Annotated in this window: 2 protein-coding genes and 1 pseudogene; all 3 read left to right on the top strand. The window is 56.7% G+C overall.

The genetic code is table 11. The features are described from left to right. The first annotated feature begins 22 nt into the window (after positions 1-22). Entirely contained in the window at positions 23-10,732 is a 10,710-nt protein-coding gene (locus PKO01S_RS04630) for an SDR family NAD(P)-dependent oxidoreductase (protein WP_127530135.1), read from the top strand. Then, entirely contained in the window at positions 10,665-24,767 is a 14,103-nt protein-coding gene (locus PKO01S_RS04625; RefSeq protein WP_127530134.1) for an SDR family NAD(P)-dependent oxidoreductase, read from the top strand. Before PKO01S_RS04630 ends, PKO01S_RS04625 begins: the two co-directional genes overlap by 68 nt. Beyond that, positions 24,760-26,667, top strand: a pseudogene (locus PKO01S_RS29745) (beta-ketoacyl reductase); the annotation flags it as partial. The gene PKO01S_RS04625 and the pseudogene PKO01S_RS29745, both read left to right, overlap by 8 nt. Positions 26,668-26,852 lie beyond the last annotated feature (185 nt).

The following is a 26,852-nucleotide window of genomic DNA, read 5'->3' as shown; positions in this document are numbered from 1 at the left end:
ATCGATACATAGGAGGCAAAGTATGGCTGTTGATCGCATAGGAAAGTCCAACCTTCAACCGGACATTGCCATCATCGGCATCGCCTGTCGTCTGCCGGGTGCGGATCATTACGAATCGTTATGGGACAATCTGGCCGGCGGCGTCCATTCGGTAACGGAGCTGTCGAAGGACCGGTGGGACACTGCCCAATATTATTCGCCCGATCCGAACGAGCCGAACAAAAGCGTAAGCAAGTGGTGCGGCCAAATCGGCGGAGTGAAACAGTTCGATAACCAGTTTTTTCAGATCTCGCCTCGTGAAGCCCGTAACATGGATCCTCAGCAGCGGCTGCTTCTGGAAGAAGCGTGGCATTGCATGGAGGATTCCGGCGTTGCGCTGACGGATCTGCAGGAGAAGATTACGTCCGTCTATATCGGGGTTATGACCGGCGATTACAAGCAGGAGGCACTCTCGGCGAATGCAGATGTCGAGAGCTATGCCTGCTTGGGCAATTACGAAGGGATGCTTGCGAACCGCATTTCTCATGTGTTTCAACTGCGGGGTGCGAGCTCGTCGCTGAATGCAGCCTGTGCCTCATCGTTAATTGCTATACATGAAGCCAAGCGTTCCCTGCGTTCCGGCGAGTCCGATTATGCGATTGCCGGCGGCGTCAATCTGAACCTGCACCCTTGGAAATATATCGCCTTCTCCAAATCAAGAATGCTCAGCCCGAGCGGCGTATGCCGGACGTTCGATAAGGACGCGGACGGATATGTGCCGGGAGATGGCGTCGGACTGGTGCTCATGCAGCGTCTTGAAGACGCTGTCCGGGACGGCAACCATGTCTATGGCATTGTCAAAGGCTCAGCCGTCAACCATGTCGGCAGATCGCTTACCATCACGGCGCCAAGCGTCGAATCTCAGCGGGATATGATCTTAAGCGCTTATAAGGATGCGGGCCTCAGCCCGAAATCGACGACTTACGTCGAAGCGCACGGAACGGGCACCTCGCTCGGCGATCCGATCGAAATCGAAGGGCTGACGCAAGCGTTTCGCCAATTTACGGACAGGACGCAATATTGCAAGATCGGTTCGATCAAGACGAATATCGGCCACTTGGAAGCGGCCGCCGGGGTGGCCGGCATCATCAAGGTGCTGCTCATGATGAAACACCGGCAAATTCCGCCGTCTCTTCATGTGAAGCATTTGAATCCGATTATCGACTTTAAGCGTTCACCATTCGAGGTAGCGTTGGAGTTGTCTCCTTGGGAGGCTGCTGGCGGGACGATGCCGCTTCTGGCAGGCGTCAGCTCACTCGGCTTCGGAGGCGTCAACGCGCATGTTGTGCTGGAGGAAGCGCCGAAGGCGGTCGCGCGCAGAGGATCAAGACGGCCGCCGGTATCGACGGCGGAGCCTCATGTATTTGTGTTGTCCGCGAAGACGGACGAGGCTTTAGGGCAGCAAATGGAAGAGTGGCGAACATGGCTGGAAAGCGGCAAGCTGCGCGATACCGATTGGCGGGATATCTCTTACACGCTGCTGACGGGCCGTACCGCGATGAGCCGGCGGATTGCCGCATGCGTACGGAACACAGAAGAGCTTCAACATTTTCTTAAGACCGCGCAAGCCAGCTTGGCGGAACGCGGTTCCGACCGCCTCACTTGCTTAAGGATCGGAGAGCTTCAATGGACCGGGTATCGGTACGCGGGACAGCTGTCCCGGCACAGTGCTTCTTTCCGGCAGGAATTGGCGAGTGTAACGGGGCTGGTGAAGAACCGTCTCGGAAGAGAAAGTATGAATGGATTCAAGGACGATGTATGGGACGAAAACGCCCGCCCGTTGTTCTCATTCGTTGTCGCATACGCGCTTCTTGAAGCTTGGAAGAGCTCCGGGTTGACCGTCGACCGGATAACCGGCGAGCAATCCGGCGTGTGGGCGGCATTAGCTCATAGCGGTATGGTAAAAGCAGAGCAGGCAGCCGCATTCTTGTCGGGCAGCATGGAAATTTCCGATATTAAGCTGTTGAGACCGGAATCCGACTTCTATGATTGGGTGAACGATCGGGTGATGGAACGGTTCTCGTTCCAAGAAGGCTACTTGCAGAAGCTTGTTCATGGGATCGGAACGGATGAAAGCTTCGGCATTTTGCTGCAGGAATGGATGGATAAATCGCGGCTTCTGATCGGCAATCAATTCACTTTCCGCAAGTTCGTAGGGGAGTGGGAGGAATCATTCGCGGCTGCATTCGGTTGTTCATTGTTCGAGCTTGTGTCGGGGCCAAATCCGTGGCTTGCCTCGGACTCTGCCCATCGCAATCGCGACCGGGTACTAGGGCTGATTCTGTTAAGCTCTTTCCGCAAGTTGAACCGCAAGTGGGATTTGACCATCCGCTCGGAAGGTTCGGATCCGCTGCTGGAGGAGCTAGCGGATTTAGTAGAGGACGGGATCGTGTCCAAGGAAACGGCGGTCGGTTGGCTGACGGAAAACGAAACGGCCCTATCAGATACGGTCTCCGATATGAACAGCCGGGTTCATATGATCAATCGCGAACGCGAATATACGCTCCTCAAGCAGCATAACCGATCCGTACCGGAGATCGTCAGCCTTGCTGATTGGATCGGGCAATTGACGAAGGAATGGAATGGCAACCAGACGGGCGAGACGCATGGCGAGATGCAAATTCGGATGGTAACAATCGGAACCTGCGGCGGGTCCAGCGGGGAGTTATTCTATCATGCGGATGAGACCGTCCCCGTGTTGGAAACGCTCAAGAAGTTCGCAACGCAGTTATGGCTGGGCGGCTGGAGGCTTCGTTGGGACAGGCTGCTGCCATTCTACGGAGCGAAGAAAGTGCCGCTCCCGGTCTATTCCTTCAAGCGCCAATCGCATTGGTGGGAGCAGAAGGACAAGCAGCAGCGGGCAGAAGGAATGAATACGGCCGCAGAAACAGTGCGGTACCAAACGTTGTATCACCAATTGGTATGGAAGCAAGCCGCTAGCTTACACCCTGTTTCAGCTTCCGTTAAGCCGGTGGCGGGAAGTGTCATCTTATTGGACGATACTGAAGCACTTGCGGAATCGCTGCGCGCCAAGATAGGATCAGGTGCTGTTGTGACGGTTAAGGCAGGCGGACCATTTAGACAGACGGGGGAATGGAGTTACGAAATTAATCCATCGGACGAGCACGACTTCGCGCTGTTGTTGGAACAACTGACACAGAAAGGGATCGGCTGCGATACGATCATCCATAACTGGGCGAGACGAACCGCCAATGCAGAAGTTATGAGCCATCCGTTCGATGAGGAACAATTGAATCGCGGCATACACTCGTTGTTTGCGTTGACAAAAGCATATTATTCACTGAAGCAAGCCGGACCTGTCCGGCTTCTTTATTTGTATGCGAAGGAAGGACAGGAATGGCCAGCGCATGCTGCCGCCGCAGGAATGTTCCGTACGCTCAGGCAGGAGAACGCTAAGCTGCGGTACACGCTGCTTGAGCATCCGCCCGTCTTATCGGACGGCGGCAAAGCCGAAATGATTGCCGAAGCGCTTTCGTATGAGAACGCAGCTGGATGCGAAATGTCCTTCCGGGATGGACATTGGTTCGAACGGTCAGCGGAAGAAATGGAGTCATCCGGCATCGATGCAGGCACGTCGATCCGGCTCAAGAATAACGGGGTCTATCTCATATCGGGCGGGGCAGGCGGACTTGGTTATATGACAGCCAGACATATCGCTTCTCAGGTGAGAGCTAAGCTTGTGCTGGCTGGACGTTCGGCATGGAAAGAGGAGCTTGCAGAACGGTTGGATGAGCTTAAGCGGCTTGGATCGGAAGCGGTATACGTGCAGGCTGACGTCTCATCGCTGCAAGAGACACAGCGGCTAGTCCAGTATGCGAAAGAACAGTTCGGCGAGTTGAACGGCATCATTCATTGTGCCGGTATATACGGAAGCGGGTTCGCCTATAAGCGAACGCGGGAGCAAATCGAAGCAGTCATAGCGCCGAAAGCTGCCGGTGCCGTGCATCTGGATGATGCGGCAAGCGGTGAAGCGCTCGATTTCTTTCTTCTGTTCTCTTCCATATCGGGTGTTATCGGAGATATTGGACTTAGCGATTATGCCTACTGCAATAGCTTCCTCGATTATTTTGCCGAATTGAGAGAAGAAATGAGGAAGGCCGGCGATCGCTCGGGAAGGACGCTCTCCATCGATTGGCCGCTTTGGCAGGACGGCGGCATTCAAATCGGCGAGCGGGAGGCGGACCGTTACCGGGATGCGACGGCTCAAGAGATACTCCCTTCCCGCGAAGGGATGCTGGCGCTCGATACGTTGATGGCAACTGCATCTGGACATCAGGCACTCGTCAGTTATGGAGATGCGGATCGGATTCGTGCCATAATATCGCGGAATTACGAGGCAAGCAAGCTTGCGGGCGAATCGGCAACAGCGGAATTGAGTTCGAATCATCATTCTAGTAAGCCTGAGTCGCGCCAAGGCAGCGTTCGGACAGGAAATACAGAGTTGCTGGGCAGGACTAAGGATCTGCTGACCGGCATGCTCGCTGCCGAATTGGGATTGCCGGAGTCCGATATCGATCCGAGTGCCCCATTCGAACAGTTCGGGATTGATTCGATATTGATCCATCATGTGAATGCACGTCTGGAGTCGGCGCTCGGTCCCATATCGAAGACGCTGTTGTTTGAATACTCTACCGTATTAGAGCTAAGCGGCTATCTTGTCATGCATCATAGTGAAGAGCTTGCCAAGCTGCTAGGCTTGCTGCTCTCCAATCAGGCCGAAGCGGCCAGCGCGATGGAAAGTACGGATGAAGTGCTTCATACGGAGGAAACTGACGGCACACCGGTACGGCATGCTGAGGGATTGCCTCATCGAGCGGAAGCACCAATGAATGCGTATGAAAGCGAGAACGATGCAGCATTCAGAAGGCAGGATATTGCCATAGTCGGAGCGGCTGGCCGATATCCGAACGCCGACAATTTAGCTAAGCTGTGGGACAACCTCGTCCGGGGCGCGGATTGTGTATCCAGCGTGCCAACCGACCGTTGGGATGCGGGGGCTTACTACGATGCCGATCCAGCACGGTCCGCGGAAGGAACGATGTATTGCAAGTCCGGCGGATTTATCGATGACGTCGATAAATTCGACCCGTTGTTCTTCAAGCTGTCTCCGAAGGAAGCTGAGCTGATGGACCCGCAGGAGAGACTGTTTCTAGAAACGGCGTGGTCTGCGTTCGAGGATGCAGGTTATTCGGCTCAAACGCTGCTGGAATCGACCGGCGGCGGCAAGTGCGCGAATGTCGGCGTATTCGTCGGCGTGACGACCAACAGCTATTCGCTGTTCGGTCCGGACTTGTGGCGCCAGCATAGCGGATCTATTCCGTTATCGATGCCGTGGTCGATTGCGAACCGGGTATCGTATGTCATGAACTTCGACGGGCCAAGCATGCCGGTGGATACGGCTTGTGCATCGTCCTTGTCGGCAGTCGCCATGGCGTGCGACAGCATATGGAACGGGGATTGCCGCATGGCGCTTGCAGGCGGCGTTAATTTGTATTTGCATCCATCGAAGTTCGTATGGCTGTCGCAAATGCGGATGATTTCACCGTCCGGCAAATGCTTCACGTTCTCCGATCAAGCGGACGGCTTCGGTCCGGGCGAGGGCGTAGGCGCGGTCGTGTTGAAGCCGTTGTCCGACGCGATCCGGGATCAGGACCAGATCTATGCGGTCATTAAATCCGCAGCGGTTAACCACGGGGGCAAGACGAACGGCTACACCGTTCCGAATCCGAACGCCCAGGCGAGTCTCGTGGCGAAGGCGCTGCGTAAGGCGAACATTCACCCAAGAACGGTTAGTTATATCGAAGCGCACGGGACAGGTACTTTGCTCGGCGATCCGATCGAAATTACCGGTCTGACGAAAGCTTTCCGCGAAGGAACGGATGAGACGCAGTTTTGTGCGATTGGGTCGGTCAAGACGAATATCGGGCATTTGGAATCGGCGGCAGGCATAGCGGGACTGACGAAGCTGCTGCTCCAAATGAAGCACCGGACGCTCGTGCCTTCGCTCCATGCGGAGCGGCTTAATCCGAACATCGATTTTGCGAACAGTCCGTTCTACGTGCAGCGAACGGCGTCGGAATGGAAGCGTCCGGTAATCGAGGAGGACGGCATTCGAACCGAATATCCGCGAAGAGCCGGCATCAGCTCTTTCGGGGCGGGCGGGGCGAACGTGCATGTCATCCTGGAGGAGTATATTCCGCCAGAAGCTCAATCAACGGCATCCGTCACGAACGAAGGGCCGCAGCTTGTCGTACTTTCCGCGAAGAGCAAGGAGCAACTGCGGCAATATGCCAAGCGGCTGGCTGTGCATTTGGCTGCGGATTCGGGTGGCGTCAAGCGCAACGGAACGATTGCGCGTCCGCAAGCAGGACAGCCGCTCGATTCGGCAACCGCTGGCGTCGAGTTGACGGAAGACATGCTGCTGCAGCGGATCGCGAGCCGAATCGGCATTGCGCCGGTTGGTTTGGATACGAGCGTTCCGCTCGCGGAATACGGACTTGATCCGCATGACTGTGCTGCTCTGTCGGAAGAGATTGGCCGCGAGCTGGCAGTTACGGTATCCCCTACGGACATGCTGGCGGCCGCATCCATACGCACGATCGTGGAACGGCTTCTGGCACCGAGTACACCGCATTCGGACATGCTGTTACACGCTCCAGAAGAAGCGGCAGCAACCGAATGGATGCCGAAACGCCGCGTATCCTTAGCGGACATAGCATACACAACTCAGATCGGGCGGGCGGAACTGGAAGAACGCGCGGCTTTCGCCGCACATGATCTTGACGATCTGCTGATTAAATTGCAAGCCTATGCAGGCGGCAATAGCGGCAGAGGCGTATACGAAGACAATATCCGAAGCGGCAAGGCGAGAATCGATCTGCTGCAAGGCGAAGCCGGCAGTGCCTTCAAGGAGCATGTCCTGTCGCAAGGCGACCTGGATGTGATCGCGAAGCTGTGGACTTCGGGGCTTAGCATCGATTGGGCGCGGCTGCATGGCGGTGTACGCCGGCAACGGGTGTCGCTGCCGACGTACCCTTTTGCCAGAGAACGGTACTGGATTCCTGCGGTATCAGTATCTTCAACCGCTGCGAATGCTGTCAGTCTGCTGACGCCTGCACCTGCACGAATTCCAACTTTCGAACAGAAGCGGACAGCTTATGTGCTGCAAAAAAGGTGGCTTCCGTCGGAGTGGACGGGAGAAGCTTCCGAACCGATTCGCGGTATCACGGTTGTGATCGTCAATAAGGAGTCCGAACGGCTGCTTGCCGGCATTCGGTTCGAACGATCGCCGATTGTCGTTAGAGCAGAAGGGAAAGGCACTTTAGCGGATTCCTCAAGCGAGTTCATATTTAATCCTGCTTCCGTGGAAGAAGGAGCAGCATTGGCTGAACGAATCGTTCAAGCTAATCCCGTGACAGGCTTGCTGGATATGTCCGATCTGTATGACGGGCGTCAAGACAGCGATACCGGGAAAAGCGGGATTAGAGCGCTGTTGCAAACGATGCTTATTCACCGGCGGCATGAGCCTTTCCGGCTGCTGCATTTGACGAACGGATTGCAGGCTCTAGAGACGGAGCGGCCGACGATGGCAGGAGCAGCGACAGCCGGCTTTGCGAAAATGCTGGGAGCCGAGTACGTTAAGGTACACTCGACGACGGTCGATATCGACTTCGTTATTCGCGAAGAGTCAGGCGCCGCACTCCATCGCATCATAAGCCGGGAGTGGGAATCGGCACAGTCGGAAGGCGAAGCCGTGTACCGCAAAGGGCAGCGTTACGTACCTGTCGTAACCGAGGCTGCAGAAGCGGGCGTTGCAGGAGAGGCAAGCCTGCTGTTGGCTTCCATTCAAGCGGATCCGCTTCGTCCGATTGTCATTACCGGCGGACTCCGAGGAATCGGAGCGGAAATCGCCAAGCACTTGGCTGCGAATAAGGCGAGGAGACTCGTATTGATGGGCCTTCAGCCGATGCCGCCGCGAAGCGAATGGGATCGGCTGCCGCTTGCGGAGCAGGCAAACCGTCATGTTCGGGAACGAATCGAGCTGGTAATGCGGCTGGAAGAGGCGGGAGCGGAGGTCGAGCTGTATAGCGGACCCCTGACCGACCGATCGGCGCTGGGAGGATTCCTGCATCATATCCGGGATCAATGGGGCAGCATTGGCGGCGTCATTCACTGCGCAGGCTCGAACCGGAACGACCATCCGGCATTTATTAATAAACAAGAACAGGCAGTCGCGACGGTAATGGAGCCGAAGACCGAAGGGCTTCACATTCTGCATGAGCTGCTTCAAGGCGAGCGGCTATCTTATTTCATCTTGTTCTCATCCATTTCGGCTGTCATTCCGGAGCTGGCGTCCGGCTTGAGCGATTATGCGGCAGCGAATTCGTATATGGACCATTTTGCTGCTTATCAGCATGCCCAAGGGAATACGTATTTCCGCTCGATCAACTGGCCTAGCTGGAGTGAAGTCGGCATGGGTGAAGTAAAAAGCGGAAGCTACCGGAGCACCGGTCTGCTGACCCATACGACGGAAGAAGGGCTGTCGATGCTTCATGCCGTCATGTCCAAGCAAGCCGCGGCTACTTATATTCCTTGCATGGCCGCGAGCGGAGAACAGCTGGACTGCGGCCGTTGGCTGCTGGTCAAGAAACCCGCAGAGCCGTCCGGTTCCGGCATCTCTGGTCCGCATCAGGCGGCAGCCGCATCGTCATCCCGCGAACATCGCGGCGAAGCGCTCATTCTGGCGAAGCTGAGGCAGCTGTTCGCCGAAGGACTGCGGCTGGACCCGGCTAAGATGGATTCCGACACTCCTTTCGGCGACTTCGGCATGGAGTCTGTCTTGTTGAACGACATGGTGTGTGCGATCGACCGTTGGGCTGGAACGAAGCTGGATCCGACGGTGCTGCTGGAGTATCCGACGCTTGGATCGCTTAGCCGGTATTTGGCGGGTCAGATCGGTCCTATGGATTCGGATTCGTTTTCCGAGGAGGAATACGTAGCCGGGCAGCAGGATGAGCAAGCCCATCCGCGTGAGCAAGAGCCGTCCCATGCGGATATACAAGATATGCGGCAACAGGTTGAACAAGCTCTGGATAGAATCCCGGCATCGATATCGGCGCAGGAATCAGCGAAGGAACGAGCAGATCAACCTTTAGCGGAGCGGCTTGCAGCCGTAAGCCCGGCAACACCTGCTCGCCCGTTGAACGGGACGGATTCGACGCAGGATACGCGTATTGCCGTCATCGGCATGGCGGGCCATTTTCCAGGAGCGAAGGATGTGGACGAGTTCTGGCGCAACTTGGCTTCTGGTACGTGCAGCATTACGGAAGTGCCAGCCAGCCGCTGGCCAGCGGACCGCTTGTACAGCCCGAAATACGAGAGAGGCAAAAGCATTAGCAAATGGGGCGGCTTCATCGACGGAATCGAGCAGTTCGATCCGGCTTACTTTGGGTTGAACGAGCAGGAGGCGGAGCAGTTCGATCCGCTGATCCGCCAATTCCTTGAGGTTGCCACTGATACGATACGCTATGCCGGCTACGAAGCTAAGGAGCTGTCGGGCCGCAAGGTAGGCGTGTTCGTCGGTTCGCGGGCAGGCGATTTTGCGCCGAAATTAGGTCTTCCTACCAAAGGGACAATACTTGGCATCGGACAAAATTTTATCGCGGCTCATTTAGCCCATTTCTATAACTTGAAAGGTCCGAACCTGGTCGTCGATACAGCGTGTTCTTCGTCGCTCGTCAGCGTTCATCTGGCCTGCCAGAGCTTGATCATTGGCGAGTCCGAGCTCGCTATCGCGGGCGGCGTCGATATTTTGCTGGACGAGAAGCCTTATTTGATCCTAAGCGAAGCGAAGGCGCTGTCGCCGGACGGGCGATGCCATACGTTCGACGAGAAAGCGAACGGCTTCGTGCCGGGAGAAGGCTGCGGAGCGGTCATGCTCAAGCGGCTCGACCGTGCGGTTAGGGACGGAGACCGGATTTATGCCGTAATCGATGCTTCGGCTGTTAACAACGACGGCCGGACGATGGGCGTCACGACGCCGAACCCGGCAGCACAGCAGGAAGTTATTGCTGATGCGATGGCTAAGGGCGGCATCGATCCTTCGACGGTCAGCTATGTGGAAACGCATGGAACAGGAACGATGATCGGCGATCCGATCGAACTAAGAGCGCTGACGTCCGTGTTCCGCTCCGCAGCGGAAGAGAATCAATATTGCGCAGTCGGCAGCGTCAAGACGAACGTGGGACATCTGTTAAGCGCGGCTGGCATAGCCAGTCTTATTAAGGTTGTGCTCTCGCTAGGCAACCGTCAGATTCCGCCCACGCTCCATTGCGAAACGCCGAATCCGCGATTTCAGTTCAGCGCATCGCCTTTCTACCCGGCTGCGGCGCTTCAAGATTGGAAGCCGAGGAACGGTATTCGGCGTGCGGGCATTAGTTCGTTCGGCTTCGGAGGAACGAATGCGCACCTCATCGTCAGTGATTATCAGCGCACGTTTGACGCCGATTATGCGGTTGTAAGACAGCCGCTCCCGGCCGTGACGTTCAACCGTCAGCGTTATTGGGTACAGCCGGAGCAATCTGAGCCAGCTGTAACTGCAAGGCATGAACATCGCATGGAACCGCAGCAGGACGTACCAGCTCCTTTTCTGCAAATGGAACGTATTCAATAGAATTTCTCATATAACGGGTGATCCGATGAAAATGTTGAAACCGATCGTTTGTCGCACGCGCGTTTCGAATGAAGATTTAATTATGAGGGACCACCGGGTCCATCAAGTACGCATACTGCCCGGTGTAACCTATCTGGATATGATTGTACGGGTTCTGGCGGATGAAGCGTTCGATTTGAAGGAATTGGAGCTTGGTCAGATCGTATTTCAGGAGGCGCTCGCCACAAGCGAAGCATTCGACAAGGAGGTCCGGATTACGGTCAGTCCTCTTGATCCTTACGGCACGATTATCGTCGAAAGCCGCAGGGTGAAGGGGCAGGACGTGCTGGACGCCGCTTGGACCACCAACCTGCGCTGCGAGGTGCACCGAGTCCCGCCTGCTTCGGGCAGACGTCTTGATGTGGCGCTGCTTAAACAGCAGGCGACCCGCATCACCGATATGGACGAGGCGTATTCCTTCACCCGCCGGATGCAGATCGATCATTATACGTTCATGAAAGGGCTTGGGACCGTCTATGAAAGCGGCGATAGCCGTCTCGCTGAATTGAAACTGAGTGAATTGGCGGGGCAATATGCCCCTTACTTCCACTTACATCCGGCTTTTCTCGATTCCTCGACGCTCGTTCCGGGATTATTCTACTTCAAAGATGCCGGCCAGCTGCGGGAGGAAGACTTCAACAAGCCGTTCATCCCGCTCGTCATCGAGTCGTTCCGGACATCGGGAAGACTAGGCAACGAAACTTGTTACGTCTATGTTCCTAGAAGCAGCGTAAGCCTGTCGGCTAACGATCTGCTTTACTCGGATATCGAACTGTACAACGAGGAAGGCGTTCAAGTAGCGGTTTTCAACCGGATGGCGATCAAAAAAATCCGTTCCGCATCCTACATGCAGCAATTGCTGGGCGGAGCAGACTCGGACTCGATTGATGCTACTGCTAAAGTGACGGTTGCCGGAACGAACAGCAACCGTGAGCTTGAGAGAGCAGGCGCTGTTACGGACAGCAATAGTTCGGATGCGAATTTGGCTGAACAGCTGCGCACGCTGATTGGCCAATTGCTTGGCAAGAGTCCGGCGCAGATTCGCCTGGATGAAGGCTTTTATGAGCAGGGAATGGACTCCGGCGATCTGCTGCGGCTGGTCCGTGTTCTCGAGGAAAAGCTGCAGGTGCAGCTTTATCCGACGCTATTGTTCGAATACCCGACTGTCACATCGCTAGCGGACTATCTGGAGTCGGAATATGGCGCTCATCTGGTTGTGGCGGAGCGTGAACAGCAAGGGCAGCAAGAGGTTAAGTCGCTGAGCGAGTCAACTGCCGAGGCCGCTGCGGCGGCAGCGGCTGAACGTCTGCCGTCGGTTCAAGCGCGCACTCTGCTGTGCACACCTGAATGGATAGCCGAGGAACTGCCACAAGTTGGTGGAACAGAAGCTGCTGCTCAGGGGAGCAGCAGCTTGCTGTTGCTTGCGTCTGACCGAAACCGGCTGCAAGAACTGGCGGCTCATGCCGAATCGGTACGCATAGCGGACGTCTCGATCATTCTGGTCAAGCCAGGCCGTACTTTCCGTGTCGACGGCGATGACGAATTCGAGATTGATCCGTCTGATGCGGACCATTACGGCAGACTGTTAGACGAACTCGAGATGAGGAACCTAAAGCCGGATCGTATCGTACATATGTGGTCATGGCGCAGCGGTTCCGCGAGCAACAGCCATTTGACAGAGCAGCTTGAGACCGGTATCTACTCGATCCATCACATCACGAAGACGTTCGCAGCTAGAAGGCTGCCAATGAGAGTTCTTTACCTGACTACAGCACTCGGCGGGCTTGCAGAGCCGCATGCGGCTGCATTCGGCGGTTATGCCAAGTCGCTTGCGCTCGAGGACCGCCGCTATCCGTATGCTTCGCTTGAGCTGGATGAGCGAGCCGCTGCGAAATGGCCGAGCCTTACTTTGGTTGAGTTGAATACTCCTTTTCACGGGGGAACCGAAGTCCGATACGAAGGAGGCATCCGTTACGTCAAACGGCTTGTCCGGCTAGATAAGCGGGACGGGAATCGAGAGCTGGCAAGCTCCTTGCGGCCAGCTGGCGTGTACTTGATTACGGGCGGATTAGGCGGACTTGGGTGGATTATCGCCCGCCATCTCGCCTCGTCCTGTCAAGCCCGAGTCGTGCTGTCCGGCCGTTCGGCGGCACCAGCGGATTGGCCAGTCCGACTGAACGAGCTTCGGCAGTTGGGCGGAGACGCTTGCTACGTGCAAGCGGATCTGGCCGAGGATGCGGGAGCAGAAAGAGCGGTTGCTGCGGCGGAAGCCGCGTTCGGCTCGATCCATGGCGTCATCCATTGCGCTGGCGTTCTCCGGGACTCGTTCGCTTCTTCGAAGAACGTGGAGAGCATGGCGGAAGTATTCGCTCCCAAACTATATGGAACGGAAAGACTGGATGCAGCGCTTCGAGGGAAGCCGCTTGATCTGTTCGTGCTGTTTTCTTCGTTATCGGCCGTTGCCGGCAATATCGGCCAGTCCGATTACGCATACGCGAACGGATACATGGACCAATTCGCACAGCGGAGAAACTGGCTGGCCGCCCGCGGCGAACGTTCGGGCCGAGCCGTGGCGATCAATTGGCCGCTCTGGCGGTCAGGCGGCATGCAAGTCGACCGATCAACCGAAGATGCGATCCGCAACTCGTTCGGGTTCGTCCCGCTAGAGACGAATGACGGACTGGAAGCGTTCGAGCAAATTCTAAGCCTAGGCTTGGGACAGGCTGTCGTTCTATGCGGAGACGAGGCGCAAATGACCGGGCGTCTTGGCATAATCGACGCTCTACCTGTCAAACAGGAGCAGTTGCCGCTGCCTTCTCAGGCTGAACGTTCTTCTGCGCTAGCAGACGAGCCGATCGCGATCATCGGCGTCAGCGGCCGTTATCCGATGGCTGATGACGTGGAGCAGTTTTGGGACAATTTGAAGAACGGAAGAGATTGTATCTCGGAAATTCCGGCAGACCGCTGGGATTACCGGACCTATTACGATTCCGAGCCGGGCAAGGACGGGCGGACGAACAGCAAGTGGGGCGGCTTCATCAACGGCGTGGACAAGTTCGATTCCTTGTTTTTCCATATTACGCCTCATGAGGCGCGGATTATGGATCCTCAGGAACGGCTGTTTCTGGAGACGGTCTGGCATCTGATGGAGGATGCGGGATATACGCGTTCTGCCGTTTCGGGCAAGAAAATCGGGGTTTATGCCGGCGTCATGTGGGGGCAGTATCAGATGCATGGCGACGGAGGGGAAGGGAAAACGCAGTACCCTTCCTCGATCTATGCTTCTATTGCGAACCGTGTATCGTACTTTTTTAATTTTCAAGGTCCGAGCATGGCACTTGATACGATGTGCTCGTCTTCTATAACTGCTATTCATCTTGCGTGCGACAGCATTCGCAAGGGTGAATGCGTCATGGCGGTCGCGGGCGGGGTCAATGTGACGATTCATCCTGACAAGTATTTGTATTTAAGCGAGCATCGGTTTACATCCAGCGACGGCCGCTGCCGCAGCTTCGGCGAAGGGGGCGACGGTTACGTGCCGGGCGAAGGCGTCGGCGCTATTCTTCTGAAGCCGCTCAAGCAAGCCGAAGCGGACGGCGATTACATTTATGGCGTAATCCGAGCCTCCTCGATCAATCACGGCGGCAAGACAAGCGGATACTCGGTGCCAAGTCCGGCCGCACAGCGGAATCTGATTGCCGATACGATTGCGCAGGCGGGCATCGATGCCCGTACGATCAGTTACATCGAAGCGCATGGCACGGGCACGTCGCTCGGCGATCCGATCGAAATTGCAGGATTAACCCAAGCCTTTGCCCCATACCATCCGGGAATTGGCGTCTGTCCGATCGGCTCGGCCAAATCGAACATTGGACACTTGGAATCTGCCGCCGGCATTGCGGGCATTACGAAGGTGCTGCTCCAGCTTAAGCACAAGCAGCTCGCGCCTTCCATCCATTCGGATCAGCTGAACGGGGCAATCCCGTTCGGTCAATCGCCGTTCTATGTCCAACAGACGGTGGGCGAGTGGAAACGTCCGGTAACGGTTACGGGCGGGATAACGGCCGTTCATCCTCGGAGAGCGGGCATTAGTACGTTCGGCGCGGGCGGCTCCAATGCCCACCTTATTATTGAAGAGTACGAACGAACTGCAGCAGGCCGGCCAACGACGGACGAACCAGTGCTGCTGGTGCTCTCAGCGAAGGACCGTGAAAGGCTGCGCGAATATGCAGGCCGCATAGCGGCTTGGCTGCGGAGCCAGCCGGATGCCGAAGATGCGAGTGAACGATACGGTTTGAAGGACATTGCTTATACGCTGCAGTTGGGCCGCGAGCCGATGGAAGACCGCCTGGCGCTGTGGACCTCCAACTTGCGGGAAGCGTCCGTATCGCTGGAACGTTTCAGCAAGACAGGGGAACAAACGAACGGACTGTATGTAAGCGGAGAGCCTTTGCCTCAAGCGGAGTCTATTGGGCGCGATGGTGCTAAGCAGGGCACGATTGTCTTCGATCTGCTGGAGAAATGGATCGGCGGCGGACAAGCGGATTGGCACCGATTGTATGATGCAGGTGCGGACAGGGCGCAGCGGATTCCGGTTCCCGGCTATCCGTTTGCAAGAATCAGTCATTGGATCAAGCGAAAAGAACGGCAAACGAGAACGGATAGTTCCGTTCGTTATGACGTCCTCCATCCGCTGGTCCACCGCAACACCTCTGATCTTACCGAGCAGAAATATACGACTTTATTAACCAAGGACATGTTCTTTGTCGAGGATCATCAGGTTCTCGGCCAATTCGTCGTTCCCGGCGCTGCTATTATGGAAATGGCGAGGGCCGCGGGCGCATTCGGAGCAGGTACGGACATTCGCAGACTTGAAAGCGTCGTCTGGCAGGAACCGCTTCGTGTTGGGGATCAGCCTCTGGAGACGAGCATCGGACTCTATATGAACGGTCCGGATGTCGAGTTCCAAGTGTACACCGCACAAGAACCGGACGGCAAAGTTGTGCATGGCTTCGGAACGATCCGGCTGCTAGAAGGCGAACCAGCGGCGATGACCCTATCATTAGAAGAAGTAATGGAGCGCTGCCCGGAACGAATCGGCAGCGGCCTCATTTATGAACGGCTGTCGGCCCGCGGGATCGAATATGGTCCAAGCATGCGGGCGATTACGGAGCTTCGTGTCGGCGATGGTGAATCGGTTGCCAGATTGGAGCTTCCGCCGTCCATTCAAGAAGGTCAACAGGGCGGCTATTGGTTGCATCCGACGTTGACCGACGGAGCTCTTCAAGCGGTCATCGGGTTGATGGACGGAGCAGGGACAGCAGATAGCGGGCAATATTTGCCCTTCCATGTGGAGAAGGTGACCTTACACGAAAAGCTGACACCTGTCTGCTGGGCCATCGCTGCGCGAAACGATGATAACAGCTTCGGATCAACGATGAGAACATTCGATATTACGGTTGTGAATGAAGAAGGCCGGGTTCTGCTTCGGCTGGAGCGGCTTTCCGTGAAGCGGATTGAGGACGGACTCGAGAGCGGGGATAGCGAGGATCGCATCCTCTCACCAGAGGAGCGGGAGCTCGTGCTTCGAGTGACGGAGCAACAAGAACCGGAAGTTTCCGAAACTAGCGGTACCGATTTGACAACACAGGCGGAGAAAATGTTGAAGGATGTGCTGTCCGAGGAGACAGGCATTCCGCTGCATTCGATCAAAGGATCGGAGCCGCTCGACAAATACGGAATCGATTCGGTTATGGTGTTGTCGCTTACCGCCAAGCTGGAGAAACAGTTCGGTCCGCTGTCCAAAACGCTGCTGTTCGAGTACCGGACGTTATCGGCGCTGTCCGATTATTTGGTGCGCCAACATTCGGATACGCTGCGTTCTCTCTTCGGGGAAGGCAGCAGGAGCAAGCCGATTCAGCCCGCAGTGCAGCAGAAGCCGGTGCCTGCAGTGTCAGAATCCGCAATGCCGGTTCGAACATACAGGCAGTTGCAGAAGCGGTTGCCGGATCACCGGCCGCCGTATAGCCGCGGCGAAGGAATGGATGAGCCGATCGCGATTATCGGCTTAGCCGGACGTTATCCTCAAGCGCGGGATATAGAGCAGTTCTGGAACAATCTTCGCAGCGGCGCCGATTGCATAACTGAAATTCCGCTGGACCGCTGGGACTACGAGAAGTGGACAGGCAGTGCTGGGAACAAAACGGGCGTATATAGCAAATGGGGCGGATTTATCGACGATGTCGATAAGTTCGATCCGTTATTTTTCCAAATATCGCCCCGGGAAGCCGAGAAAATGGATCCGCAGGAGAGGCTGTTTCTCGAGGTTGCGTGGGAGACGCTGGAGGACGGAGCCTGCACGCGCACGAAGCTGGCAGGCGAATCGGTCGGCGTATTCGTTGGGGCCATGTACGGCCATTACCAACTGTTCGGCGCCGAAGCGTTAGCCGAGGGCAAACTGGCCGACGTCAATTCTTCCTTCGCTTCGATCGCGAACCGGGTTTCGTACACCTTTGACTTGCACGGGCCGAGCTTAACCGTCGATACAATGTGTTCGTCTTCGCTTTATTCCGTGCATTTGGCTTGCGAGAGCATTCGAAGAGGCGAATGCACGATGGCGCTGGCGGGCGGGGTGAATGTGACCATTCATCCGAGCAAGTACGTCTTGCTGAGCGAGGGCAAGTTCGCATCCAGCGAAGGCAAATGCCGAAGCTTCGGCGAAGGCGGCGACGGCTATGTGCCAGGCGAAGGCGTCGGAGCTGTATTGCTGAAGCCGCTTAGCCGGGCGGAGGCCGACGGAGACCGGATTTATGGCGTCATCCGCGGCTCTGCGGTCAATCACGGAGGCCGGACGAACGGGTATACCGTTCCGAATCCCGGTGCACAGTCGGACGTTATTGCTGCCGCATTGAAGCGAAGCGGCGTTCATCCGGAGACAATCGGTTACATCGAAGCGCACGGTACCGGAACGGCGCTTGGCGATCCGATCGAGATTGGCGGATTGGTGCAGGCGTTCGGAGTCTATACGGAGCACAAGCAGTTTTGCGCCATCGGTTCCGTCAAATCGAATATCGGCCATCTGGAATCGGCTGCCGGAATTGCAGCTTTAACGAAGGTTTTGCTTCAGATGAAATATGGCGAACTCGTTCCTTCCCTGCATGCGGAGAGCCTTAACCGGAATATTGATTTCGGCTCGACTCCTTTCTATGTCCAGCGCCAGTTGGAGCAATGGCCGCGATATGCAGCAGCGAATGCGGATTCTCATGGAATCGCGCAGGAGCTGCCGCGGCGGGCAGGCATCAGTTCCTTCGGTGCAGGCGGAGCCAATGCGCATCTTATCGTAGAGGAATACGTGCAGAGCGCAAGCCAATCGAACGGGCATGGAGAGAAGTCTGAACCGCATTTGATCCTTTTATCAGCAAAGAATGAAGAGCGGCTAGCCGTTTATGCGGCAAGGTTGGCGGATGATCTGGAATCAAGGCTGAACGGTCCCGGGAAAGAGCGTTACACGCTTCGGGCAATTGCCGCTACGCTGCAGCTTGGCCGAGAAGAGATGAATGCGCGCTGTGCATGGGTCGTTCAGTCAGCTGGACAACTGCTGGAGCAGCTGCGGCAATTCAGTCAAGGGCGCACAGGCCAGTGGTTCGCAGGCAATACGGAAACTTCAGGCGGCATGCTGGACCAGTTGCTGGAGGGGCCGGAATGGGAGCAATTTGCCCGCTTATTAATTGACGGACGCAATTGGTCCAAGCTCGGACAAGCTTGGGCAGCCGGCGCGAAGGTGAATTGGCAACTGCTGCATCAGAACGCCCGTTACGATACAGTAGCGCTGGCAGCGTATCCTTTTGCCCGCGAGCGGTACTGGTTGGATATGGGTGGAGAGCGAGTATTCGGTCTGTCAGGTGCTGCGGATGGAGCACGTTCGCTGCATCCACTGCTGGACCGGAACGATTCCTCGTTCGATGAAATTTGTTTCGAGAAGACGTTCCAGGGCGGCGAGTTTTATTTGGAAGGCCACCGTTACGATGGGGTTCGGACGTTGCCCGGAGCGGTTTATGTCGCCATGGCACAAGCGGCCTTCTCATTCGCAGCAAGGCAGCAGACGGACGGCATCATGCTGGAGGATATCGTATGGCACCGGCCGTTCAAGCTGGAGGACCAGGAGCGGCAGCTCCGGTTCGCGCTTCTGCCGGAAGGCGGCGATATCTTGTTCGAAGCGTATACGGAGCAGCCTGGCACCGGGGCGAGAATTATCTACTGCAGCGGACGGCTTGCGGAATCGCCTGCGAACACGAACGGCAATTGGGAAGATACGTTTGTTTCTTCCGTTCGAAGCCGATTCGCGGAAGGCAGCCGTCTATCCGGGGAGGATTTCTACAAACGGTTCGAATCATCGGGACTGCAGTACAGCGGAGCAATGCGTCCGGTCCAGGAGGTTTGGCGCATGGATGGCGCAGCGCTGGCCCGATTGGAAATTAGCAGCGCAGACGGATACAGTCTGCATCCCGCATTGTTAGACGGAGCGCTGCAAACCGCAGCCGCAGTTATCGAATCGGCTGGCGGCAGACTTGCCGCCAGACTGCCATATTCTGTTGACCGGATCGACATTGCCGGACCTTTGCCGAACGAATGCTACGTGGTTGTATCGGAAGAGGGCGGCGGAGGGCCAACCGGACAGGAGGATTTCAAATGTACGATTCGCCTCGCTGATATGGAAGGCCGGGTACTTGTACAGATGGAAGGCGCTGCGTTCCGCTTGGATCAACGTTCGTCGAGTTCAAGCGGAGAAGGGGCGCTGAGAGCCGAGTCTCGGTCTAATGAAGCGGATCCATCAGAGCCGATGTTGTTCCGCCCTGTGTGGCTTCGGTCAAAGCCGGCGCAGCAGGGGGAGCACCCGGATGAAGGAACGACATTAATATTTGCACACAAAGGGATTGAGCAGTGGGCGGATCCGATTGTGAAAGGTGCGGTCATCGTGCATCCCGGGTTCAGCTTCAAACAGCTGGACGGCAACCGGTACGAAGTCAACCCATCTAACCAAGAGGATTACCAAAAGCTGCTGGAAGAGCTGAACCGCAGAGGGGAAGCACCGCGCCGAATCGTTCAACTGTGGTCGCAATCAGTCGGCCTGGCGATTGAGACGGCGAGTGCGTCAGAAGCAGATACCTCAATCGGCGCTCTGTTCTACCTATGCAAAGCATACTTGGTGCTGAAGCTGACTCAACCGGTTCATCTCGTCTATGGTTTTGCAACGCGAGCTGGCGAGACGATGCCGATGCACGCCGCTGTCGGCGGATTCATGCATTCGCTGCGCAAAGAAAATCCTTTGTTCCGCTGTACGCTAGTGGAATGGAAGGAACAAGAGCCGGCGAACACTGAGTCAGCGCGTTCGCTGCTGGCAGTTGTCCGTACGGAACTGGAGGCGGCGCATGACGGTGAGGAAGTCCGAGAGATTCGCTGGGAGAACGGCTCGCGGTATGTCCGTGCCGTGCAGGAGTGCGGTCCGGATGTGCTGGAAGCCGCCGGAGCCCAGGCGGTCAAGGCTGGCGGCGTCTATTTGATTACCGGGGGAATGGGCGGACTTGGACTTGTTTTTGCCCGTCATTTGGCGAAGTCGGCGCCTGTGAAGCTGGTGCTCGCCGGAAGATCGAAGCCAGATCGACAGCGGATACATGAATTGACGCAAAGCATCCGGACTTACGGTTCGGAAGTTGTCTATCTGCAGGCCGATGTGACAAGTCGCGAGGACGTCCGTTCGCTCATTCGCAGTACGAAAGAAACATTCGGCCCAATAGACGGCATCATTCATTGTTCGGGCGTCTTGCGGGATTCGTTCCTGCTCTTTAAGACGAAGGAACAGTTCGATGAAGTGCTTGCTCCCAAGCTGAACGGAACGGTCTATCTTGATGAAGAGACGCGCGGCGAACGGCTTGATTTCTTCGTTCTCTGCTCGTCGATCAGTTCGTTGTTCGGCAACGTTGGACAATGCGATTACGCGTATGCCAACCGGTTCATGGATGCTTACGCGGAGCAGCGGTCGCAGCAGGTTCGTTACGGACGGTCGTTGTCGGTCAACTGGCCCTTGTGGGCTGAAGGCGGAATGAAGGTGGATGGCCGTCTGGAGCACATGCTGGAGCAGTCGATGGGCATCCGTTCACTCGGCAGCGCGGCAGGCATTCGGGCATTGGAGCAAGGCTTGAACAGCAAGCTGACGCAACTGCTGCCGCTCCAAGGTAATCCGAGCCGAATCCGTGCTTCCATCCTTGGAGATATCGCGAGAACAGGTGACGCTCAGCAGAAGCCAGAGCCCCCGTCCGTTTCGCCGCGGCACAATGTTACACCGCAAGCGGTGAGGCCGTCACTTGATGCGTCGTCGTCGGCATCACCGCTTCCAGCGCCAACGGTACAACTAGAGCTGCGCAGCGTTGCCGAACGGTTCGTGACCGCTATATTGTCGGACATTATTAAGCTGCCTCCGTCGCGAATCAATGTGCGAACGGCGCTGGAGTCCTACGGCATCGATTCGGTTATGATCGTGCGTATGAACGAGGAGCTGGAGAAGGCGTTCGGACCATTGCCGAAGACGCTGTTATACGAGTACCAGTCGATTGCGGAACTTGCCGCTTATTTGGTTGAGCAGCATGCGGAGAGCATAAGCGCCCGCCTGATGCCGCAGCCGGTTCGCGAGGCGAAGCAAGCAGCTGTTCCATTAGCTGCTGCATCCGAGACCATTTCGGAATCCGGAATGGCTGAATCTGCTGGATCTGCCAGCGTTACCCGCACGCGATTCTCAGCGCGCAATGCGAATGCAAGCGATAGGAAGAAGACGGGGCACTTGATGACCGACATTGCGATTATCGGCTTGGACGGCAAATACCCGATGGCGTCAACGCTGGAGCAGTTCTGGAGCAACTTAGCCGAGGGCAAGGATTGCGTTACAGAAATTCCGCAGGACCGCTGGAGCGTGACGCCGGAATTTTACGATCCGGATCGGAACCGGCCGGGAACCAGCTATAGCAAATGGGGCGGATTTATCGACGAGGCTGACCGCTTCGATCCGCTCTTCTTCGGCATTTCACCGAAGGATGCGAAAGGCATTGATCCGCAGGAGCGGCTGTTCCTCGAATCAGTATGGAGAACGGTCGAGGATGCGGGCTACACCCGCAACTCATTAAACCGTTATAAGGTGGGCGTGTTCGCAGGCGTCATGTACGGACAGTATCAATTGTTCGCCGCCGAAGAGCATTTGAAAGGCAATCCCGTGACGGCGGCTTCCTCGTTCGCGTCCATCGCGAACCGGGTGTCGCATTTCTTCAATTTCCGGGGTCCGAGCATTGCGCTCGATACGATGTGCTCGTCTTCTTTGACTGCGATCCATCTCGCGTGCGAGAGCATCCGCCGGGGAGAGAGCCAGCTGGCCATTGCCGGGGGCGTCAACTTGTCGATCCATCCGAACAAATATGTGCTTCTAAGCCGGGGGACGTTCGTCTCCAGCGACGGAAGATGCCGCAGCTTCGGTGAAGGCGGAGACGGCTATGTGCCGGGAGAGGGCGTCGGTGCCGTCTTGTTGAAGCCGCTTGAGCTGGCAGAAGCCGACGGAGACCGGATTTACGGAGTGATTAAAGCAACGGCCGTCAATCATGGGGGGAAAACGAACGGCTATACCGTACCGAGTCCGGCTGCGCAAGGCGAAGTCATCGCTGAGGCGCTCAAACAGTCGGGAATCGATCCGCGCACGATCAGCTTCATTGAAGCGCACGGAACCGGCACGCCGCTCGGGGATCCGATTGAGATCGCCGGCCTTAGCAAAGCGTTCGAAGCGTACACCTTGGACAAAGGCTTCTGTTCCATCGGATCGCTGAAGTCGAACATCGGCCATTTAGAGTCTGCGGCTGGCATCGCGGGACTGACGAAGGTGCTGCTGCAGATGAACCGCCGGCAGCTCGTGCCGTCGCTCCATTCCGGCAAGCTGAACGCGAATATTAATTTTGCCGACACGCCGTTCTATGTTCAGCGATCGCTTACGGATTGGGAACAACCTGTGCTGACGGTAAATGGCGCGAAAGTGCAGCTTCCGAGACGGGCTGGCATTAGCTCTTTCGGAGCCGGCGGCTCCAACGCGCACATCATCGTCGAAGAATATGCCGGAAACGCAGGCGTCGGTACGGATCATGCGGGGACGGATCATCCGGACCAGCAGGAGCTGATCGTGCTGTCGGCCCGTAACAAAGACCGGTTGAAGCAAGCTGCTCAACGGTTAGCGGACGATTTGAGAAAAGGTGCGTCACCGCCGGTTGGAGTACGGACCTCGTCTATTGCTGTTATTGATGGTACGCCTATATCGGGGCGCGCAAAGCATAGTGAGCTGCTGCAGGAGCTGTCCGAAGTGGTGTCAGCCGTAACCGGCGTTCCGGTTGAAGCAGTGGACCGCTGCGAAGCGGTGCGGACGTACTTGCAGGACGGCCATCAAGCCGGCGCCTTCGCAGAATACGTTCATGCTTCGACGTACAGCGAGCTGTCAGCGGCCGAGCTGGCAGAATTCGGCTCGCTGAGCGAACTGGCAGAAGCGTTGGAGCCGAAGCTTAGGGCAGACCGCTCTTACTCGGAGAGTTGTAAGAAGGGCGATACCGGCGATGCCGTTTGCAGAGAAATCAGCCTTCGCGACTTAGCCTATACGCTGCAAACCGGCCGTGAAGCGATGACCGAGCGGATTGCATTCTCTGCAAGCGACATCCAGACCGTGATTCGCGTTCTTGAACAGTACGCAGGTTCGAATGAAGAAGCCGCCGGCGTATATTCGGGGCATGTGAACGAACAGACGGATACCGCGTGGGCAATTCTTGCCAGTGCGGAAGGCCAGCAGTTTGTAGAGCAGCTCATCGGCAACAGACAGCTCGACAGCCTGGCGCAGCTGTGGGTATCAGGCGTTCCATTCGACTGGAGCCTGCTGCACAATGGGGCGCGGCCAAAGCGGTTGCAGCTGCCGACGTATCCTTTTGCCCGCGAGAGGTATTGGGTGGATATTGCGGACATGCACTTTGCGAAGACGGAAGAGCGTTCCGTACGAATGCTGCATCCACTTGTCGAGATCAATGAGTCGACGTTCAAGCAAACACGCTTTACGGCGTCCTTGAAGGGCGGTGCATCCGCTTGGCAGGGAGGCTCGAAGGAACATTCGATCCTGTCCGGCGCAGCAATGCTGGAGATGGCGAGGTTCGCTGGAGCGGCCGCGCTGGAGCAATCTATATATTCGATTGCAGACGTGAAATGGGCAAAACCGGTTCTGCTTAAGGAAGCAATGCAGGGCAAGCTTGCCGCCATGCTGCAGATGAGCCCAGACGGCATCCGGTTCGAGGTTCGGCTGGAGGAAGAAGGCCAGCGGCGTTCGACCGTTATGACGCGGGGCTGGATGAAGTCGAGGGAAGCTGAACCGGAGTTGTCAGGGGCGGTATGGGCTGATCTGAATCCGAAGCGGATGACGGGACCAAGTGCAGCTGCAGTTGTCAGCGATTCGTCCATGCCAGGACGGAAGAAACACAACCGTATCCAACTGACTAGCGGCAATGGCGAGGTGCTGTTGTCTTTCCGCACGGAAGCGGCTAGCGATTCGGAGAACGCGAAGGTACAACTGCCGATCGAACTGCTGGAAGCGGCATTGCAGTCCATACCGGACTGGAATGAAAGCTCGGCAGCAACGGGTTCGAATGTGTATGTGCCAGTATCGATGGACGAGCTGCTGATTCGCGGTGATTTTCGTCAGAAGGAAACGCTGCTTGCTGCCGTGACAACCCGGCAGGACGGCAAGCTTAACATTCGAATTGCGGACGAAACCGGAAGAGTCGGCATCGTCGTACACGGCTTAAAGGCACGGACGATCGAACGGCAACCGGTCGCACGCGTTCAACAGGAGCAATGGCTGGATATCTTGCAGCGGGTATGGAACGGCGGACAGACGGAGGAAGCCGTACAACAATTAATGGGGGAGCGACATGAGTAATAGCCGTGTTCGACTGACAGAAATCGTAGATAAAGTCCGGCAGCATGAGCTGACGCCCGAACAAGGGGCCGAGCTTCTTCGCGCCTTAGCCGGGAAGGAGGAGGACGAGGACGGGAACGCTCCTGCCCTCGTCATGCTGCGCAACGACTGGATTCGAGAGGAAGAGCAGCAGTCAGCCGCAGCTGGAACAACGGCTAGTCTGGAAGGCGATCTGCTCGTTTTTGCGGAGGACAGGGGCTCTGGAATCATAATCGAACGATTGCTGCGAGAGGTTGGAGTTGCTTCTTCAGTACGCGCAGCCGTCGTCGTCCCCGGTACGGCGTTCCGCGAAGCCGGAGAACGATGCTGGCAGTTGAATCCGGATTCGCCGCAGGATTACATCCGGCTTGCTCAGGCGGTGAGCGATAGCGGCTTGACGCCTCGGCACGTATGGCAGCTGTGGCCGGTCGTTGAGGGGAGCTATGCGGAGCAAAGCGCGACGGACCGCTTCTGCTCCCTTCTCTATTTGACTCAAGCCTGCATGGAGCACAAGTCGACGTTCTATAAAGTGTCGTTTGCATGGGTTCATCCCATTAAGGATGGCAGCGCAACACCTCAGGACGAAGCAACGGCCGCTTTCGCCAAATCGGTTCAACTGGAAAATCCGAATTATTCGTTCGTCTCCATCGGGATCGATTCATCGTTGTACGACCGGCAGGCGGAGAACGATGCAAGCGGATTGTATCGCGCGCTCATTCAGGAATGCGGCCAGTCATTCGGGAATGGAACAGAGGAAACAACGGAGATCCGTATCGCCCGGGAAGGACGTTTCCGCAAAAGACGCGTTCGGTTCTACGGTGCGGGTGAAGCCTTATCCGATAACGCGGACGCAATTCAGACAGACGGCGTGGTCCTCATTACGGGCGGCATGGGGGGACTTGGTTATTTGACGGCTCTTCATTTGGCGGAACAAGGCGGCGCTAAGCTTGCTTTAATCGGTCGCTCGGAGCTGAATGAAGACCGGAAGCGGAAGCTTCGTGCGCTAGCCGAACAAGGAGCGGAGGCCGAATATTACCGGGCGGACATATCGGATCAGGAACAGGCGGTCCGGCTCGTCTCCGAGATCCGCTCGCGTTTCGGTCCGGTTCGCGGCGTTGTACACAGCGCGGGCGATTACCGGAACGCCTTCGTAATGCGGAAGAAGAAGGAAGATGCGGAGGCCGTTCTGGCGGCGAAAGTTTCGGGTACGATCGCATTGGACGAGGCGTTGAAAAATGAGCCGTTACGCTTTTTTGCGCTCTACTCGTCCCTTGCAGGGGTGACGGGAAAGGTCGGCCAATGCGATTACGCTTACGGCAATGCCTTCATGGATTCTTTTGCGCAGCATCGGGAACGGCTCCGTTCGCAAGGGGTGAGGAGCGGCGTAACGGTATCGCTCAACTGGCCGCTCTGGGAATCCGGCGGAATGACGCTTGACCAAGCGGAGCAGGAAGAGCTGGAGGCGAGAGCAGGCCTTCGCGCTTTGCCAGCCGCTGCCGGCTTGTCGGCACTGCGGCAATCGATTCGGAGCGGACATCCTCAACTGCTCGTTACATGGGGACAAGCGGACCGAATCGAAGCTTTTTTCACGCAAGGGTCACAAGTTCAAAAGTCCCCTTCATCGGCAACAGATGCGGCGTCACGCTCTCATGCCGCTGCTCCGGTAGACGAAGCCCGAATGACAGAAGCAGCGGAGCGGTTCGTCAGCCGAGTCGTTGCGGAGGAGACGGGCGTGCCGGAAGAGCAGATCGAGGCCGGTACGAGCTTCGAGCAATACGGCATCGATTCGATCGTCATTAACCATTTTAATGGCCGAATGGGCAAGCTGTTCGCCTCGCTGCCGAAGACGCTGTTATTCGAATATCACAATGTACGGGACGTTTCCCGCTATTTGATCGCCAATCATAGGGAGGAGCTGCTGCGGCAGTTATTCCCGGATGCGGCAGAGGGAAAGCCCACGGTAACGGCCCCTGCGAATGGTACATTAGCAGATGGCGAATGGGAGGTGCTGGCGCCGGCTGTAGGCACGTCAATGAGCGGAGGTTTATCAACGCAGCTTGCCTCATT

It is taken from the genome of Paenibacillus kobensis NBRC 15729, assembly GCF_004000825.1.
GTDB classification, from domain to species: domain Bacteria; phylum Bacillota; class Bacilli; order Paenibacillales; family Paenibacillaceae; genus Paenibacillus_T; species Paenibacillus_T kobensis.
Note: the sequence above shows the minus strand (reverse complement) of the source record. Positions and strands in the feature narration are given on the sequence as shown.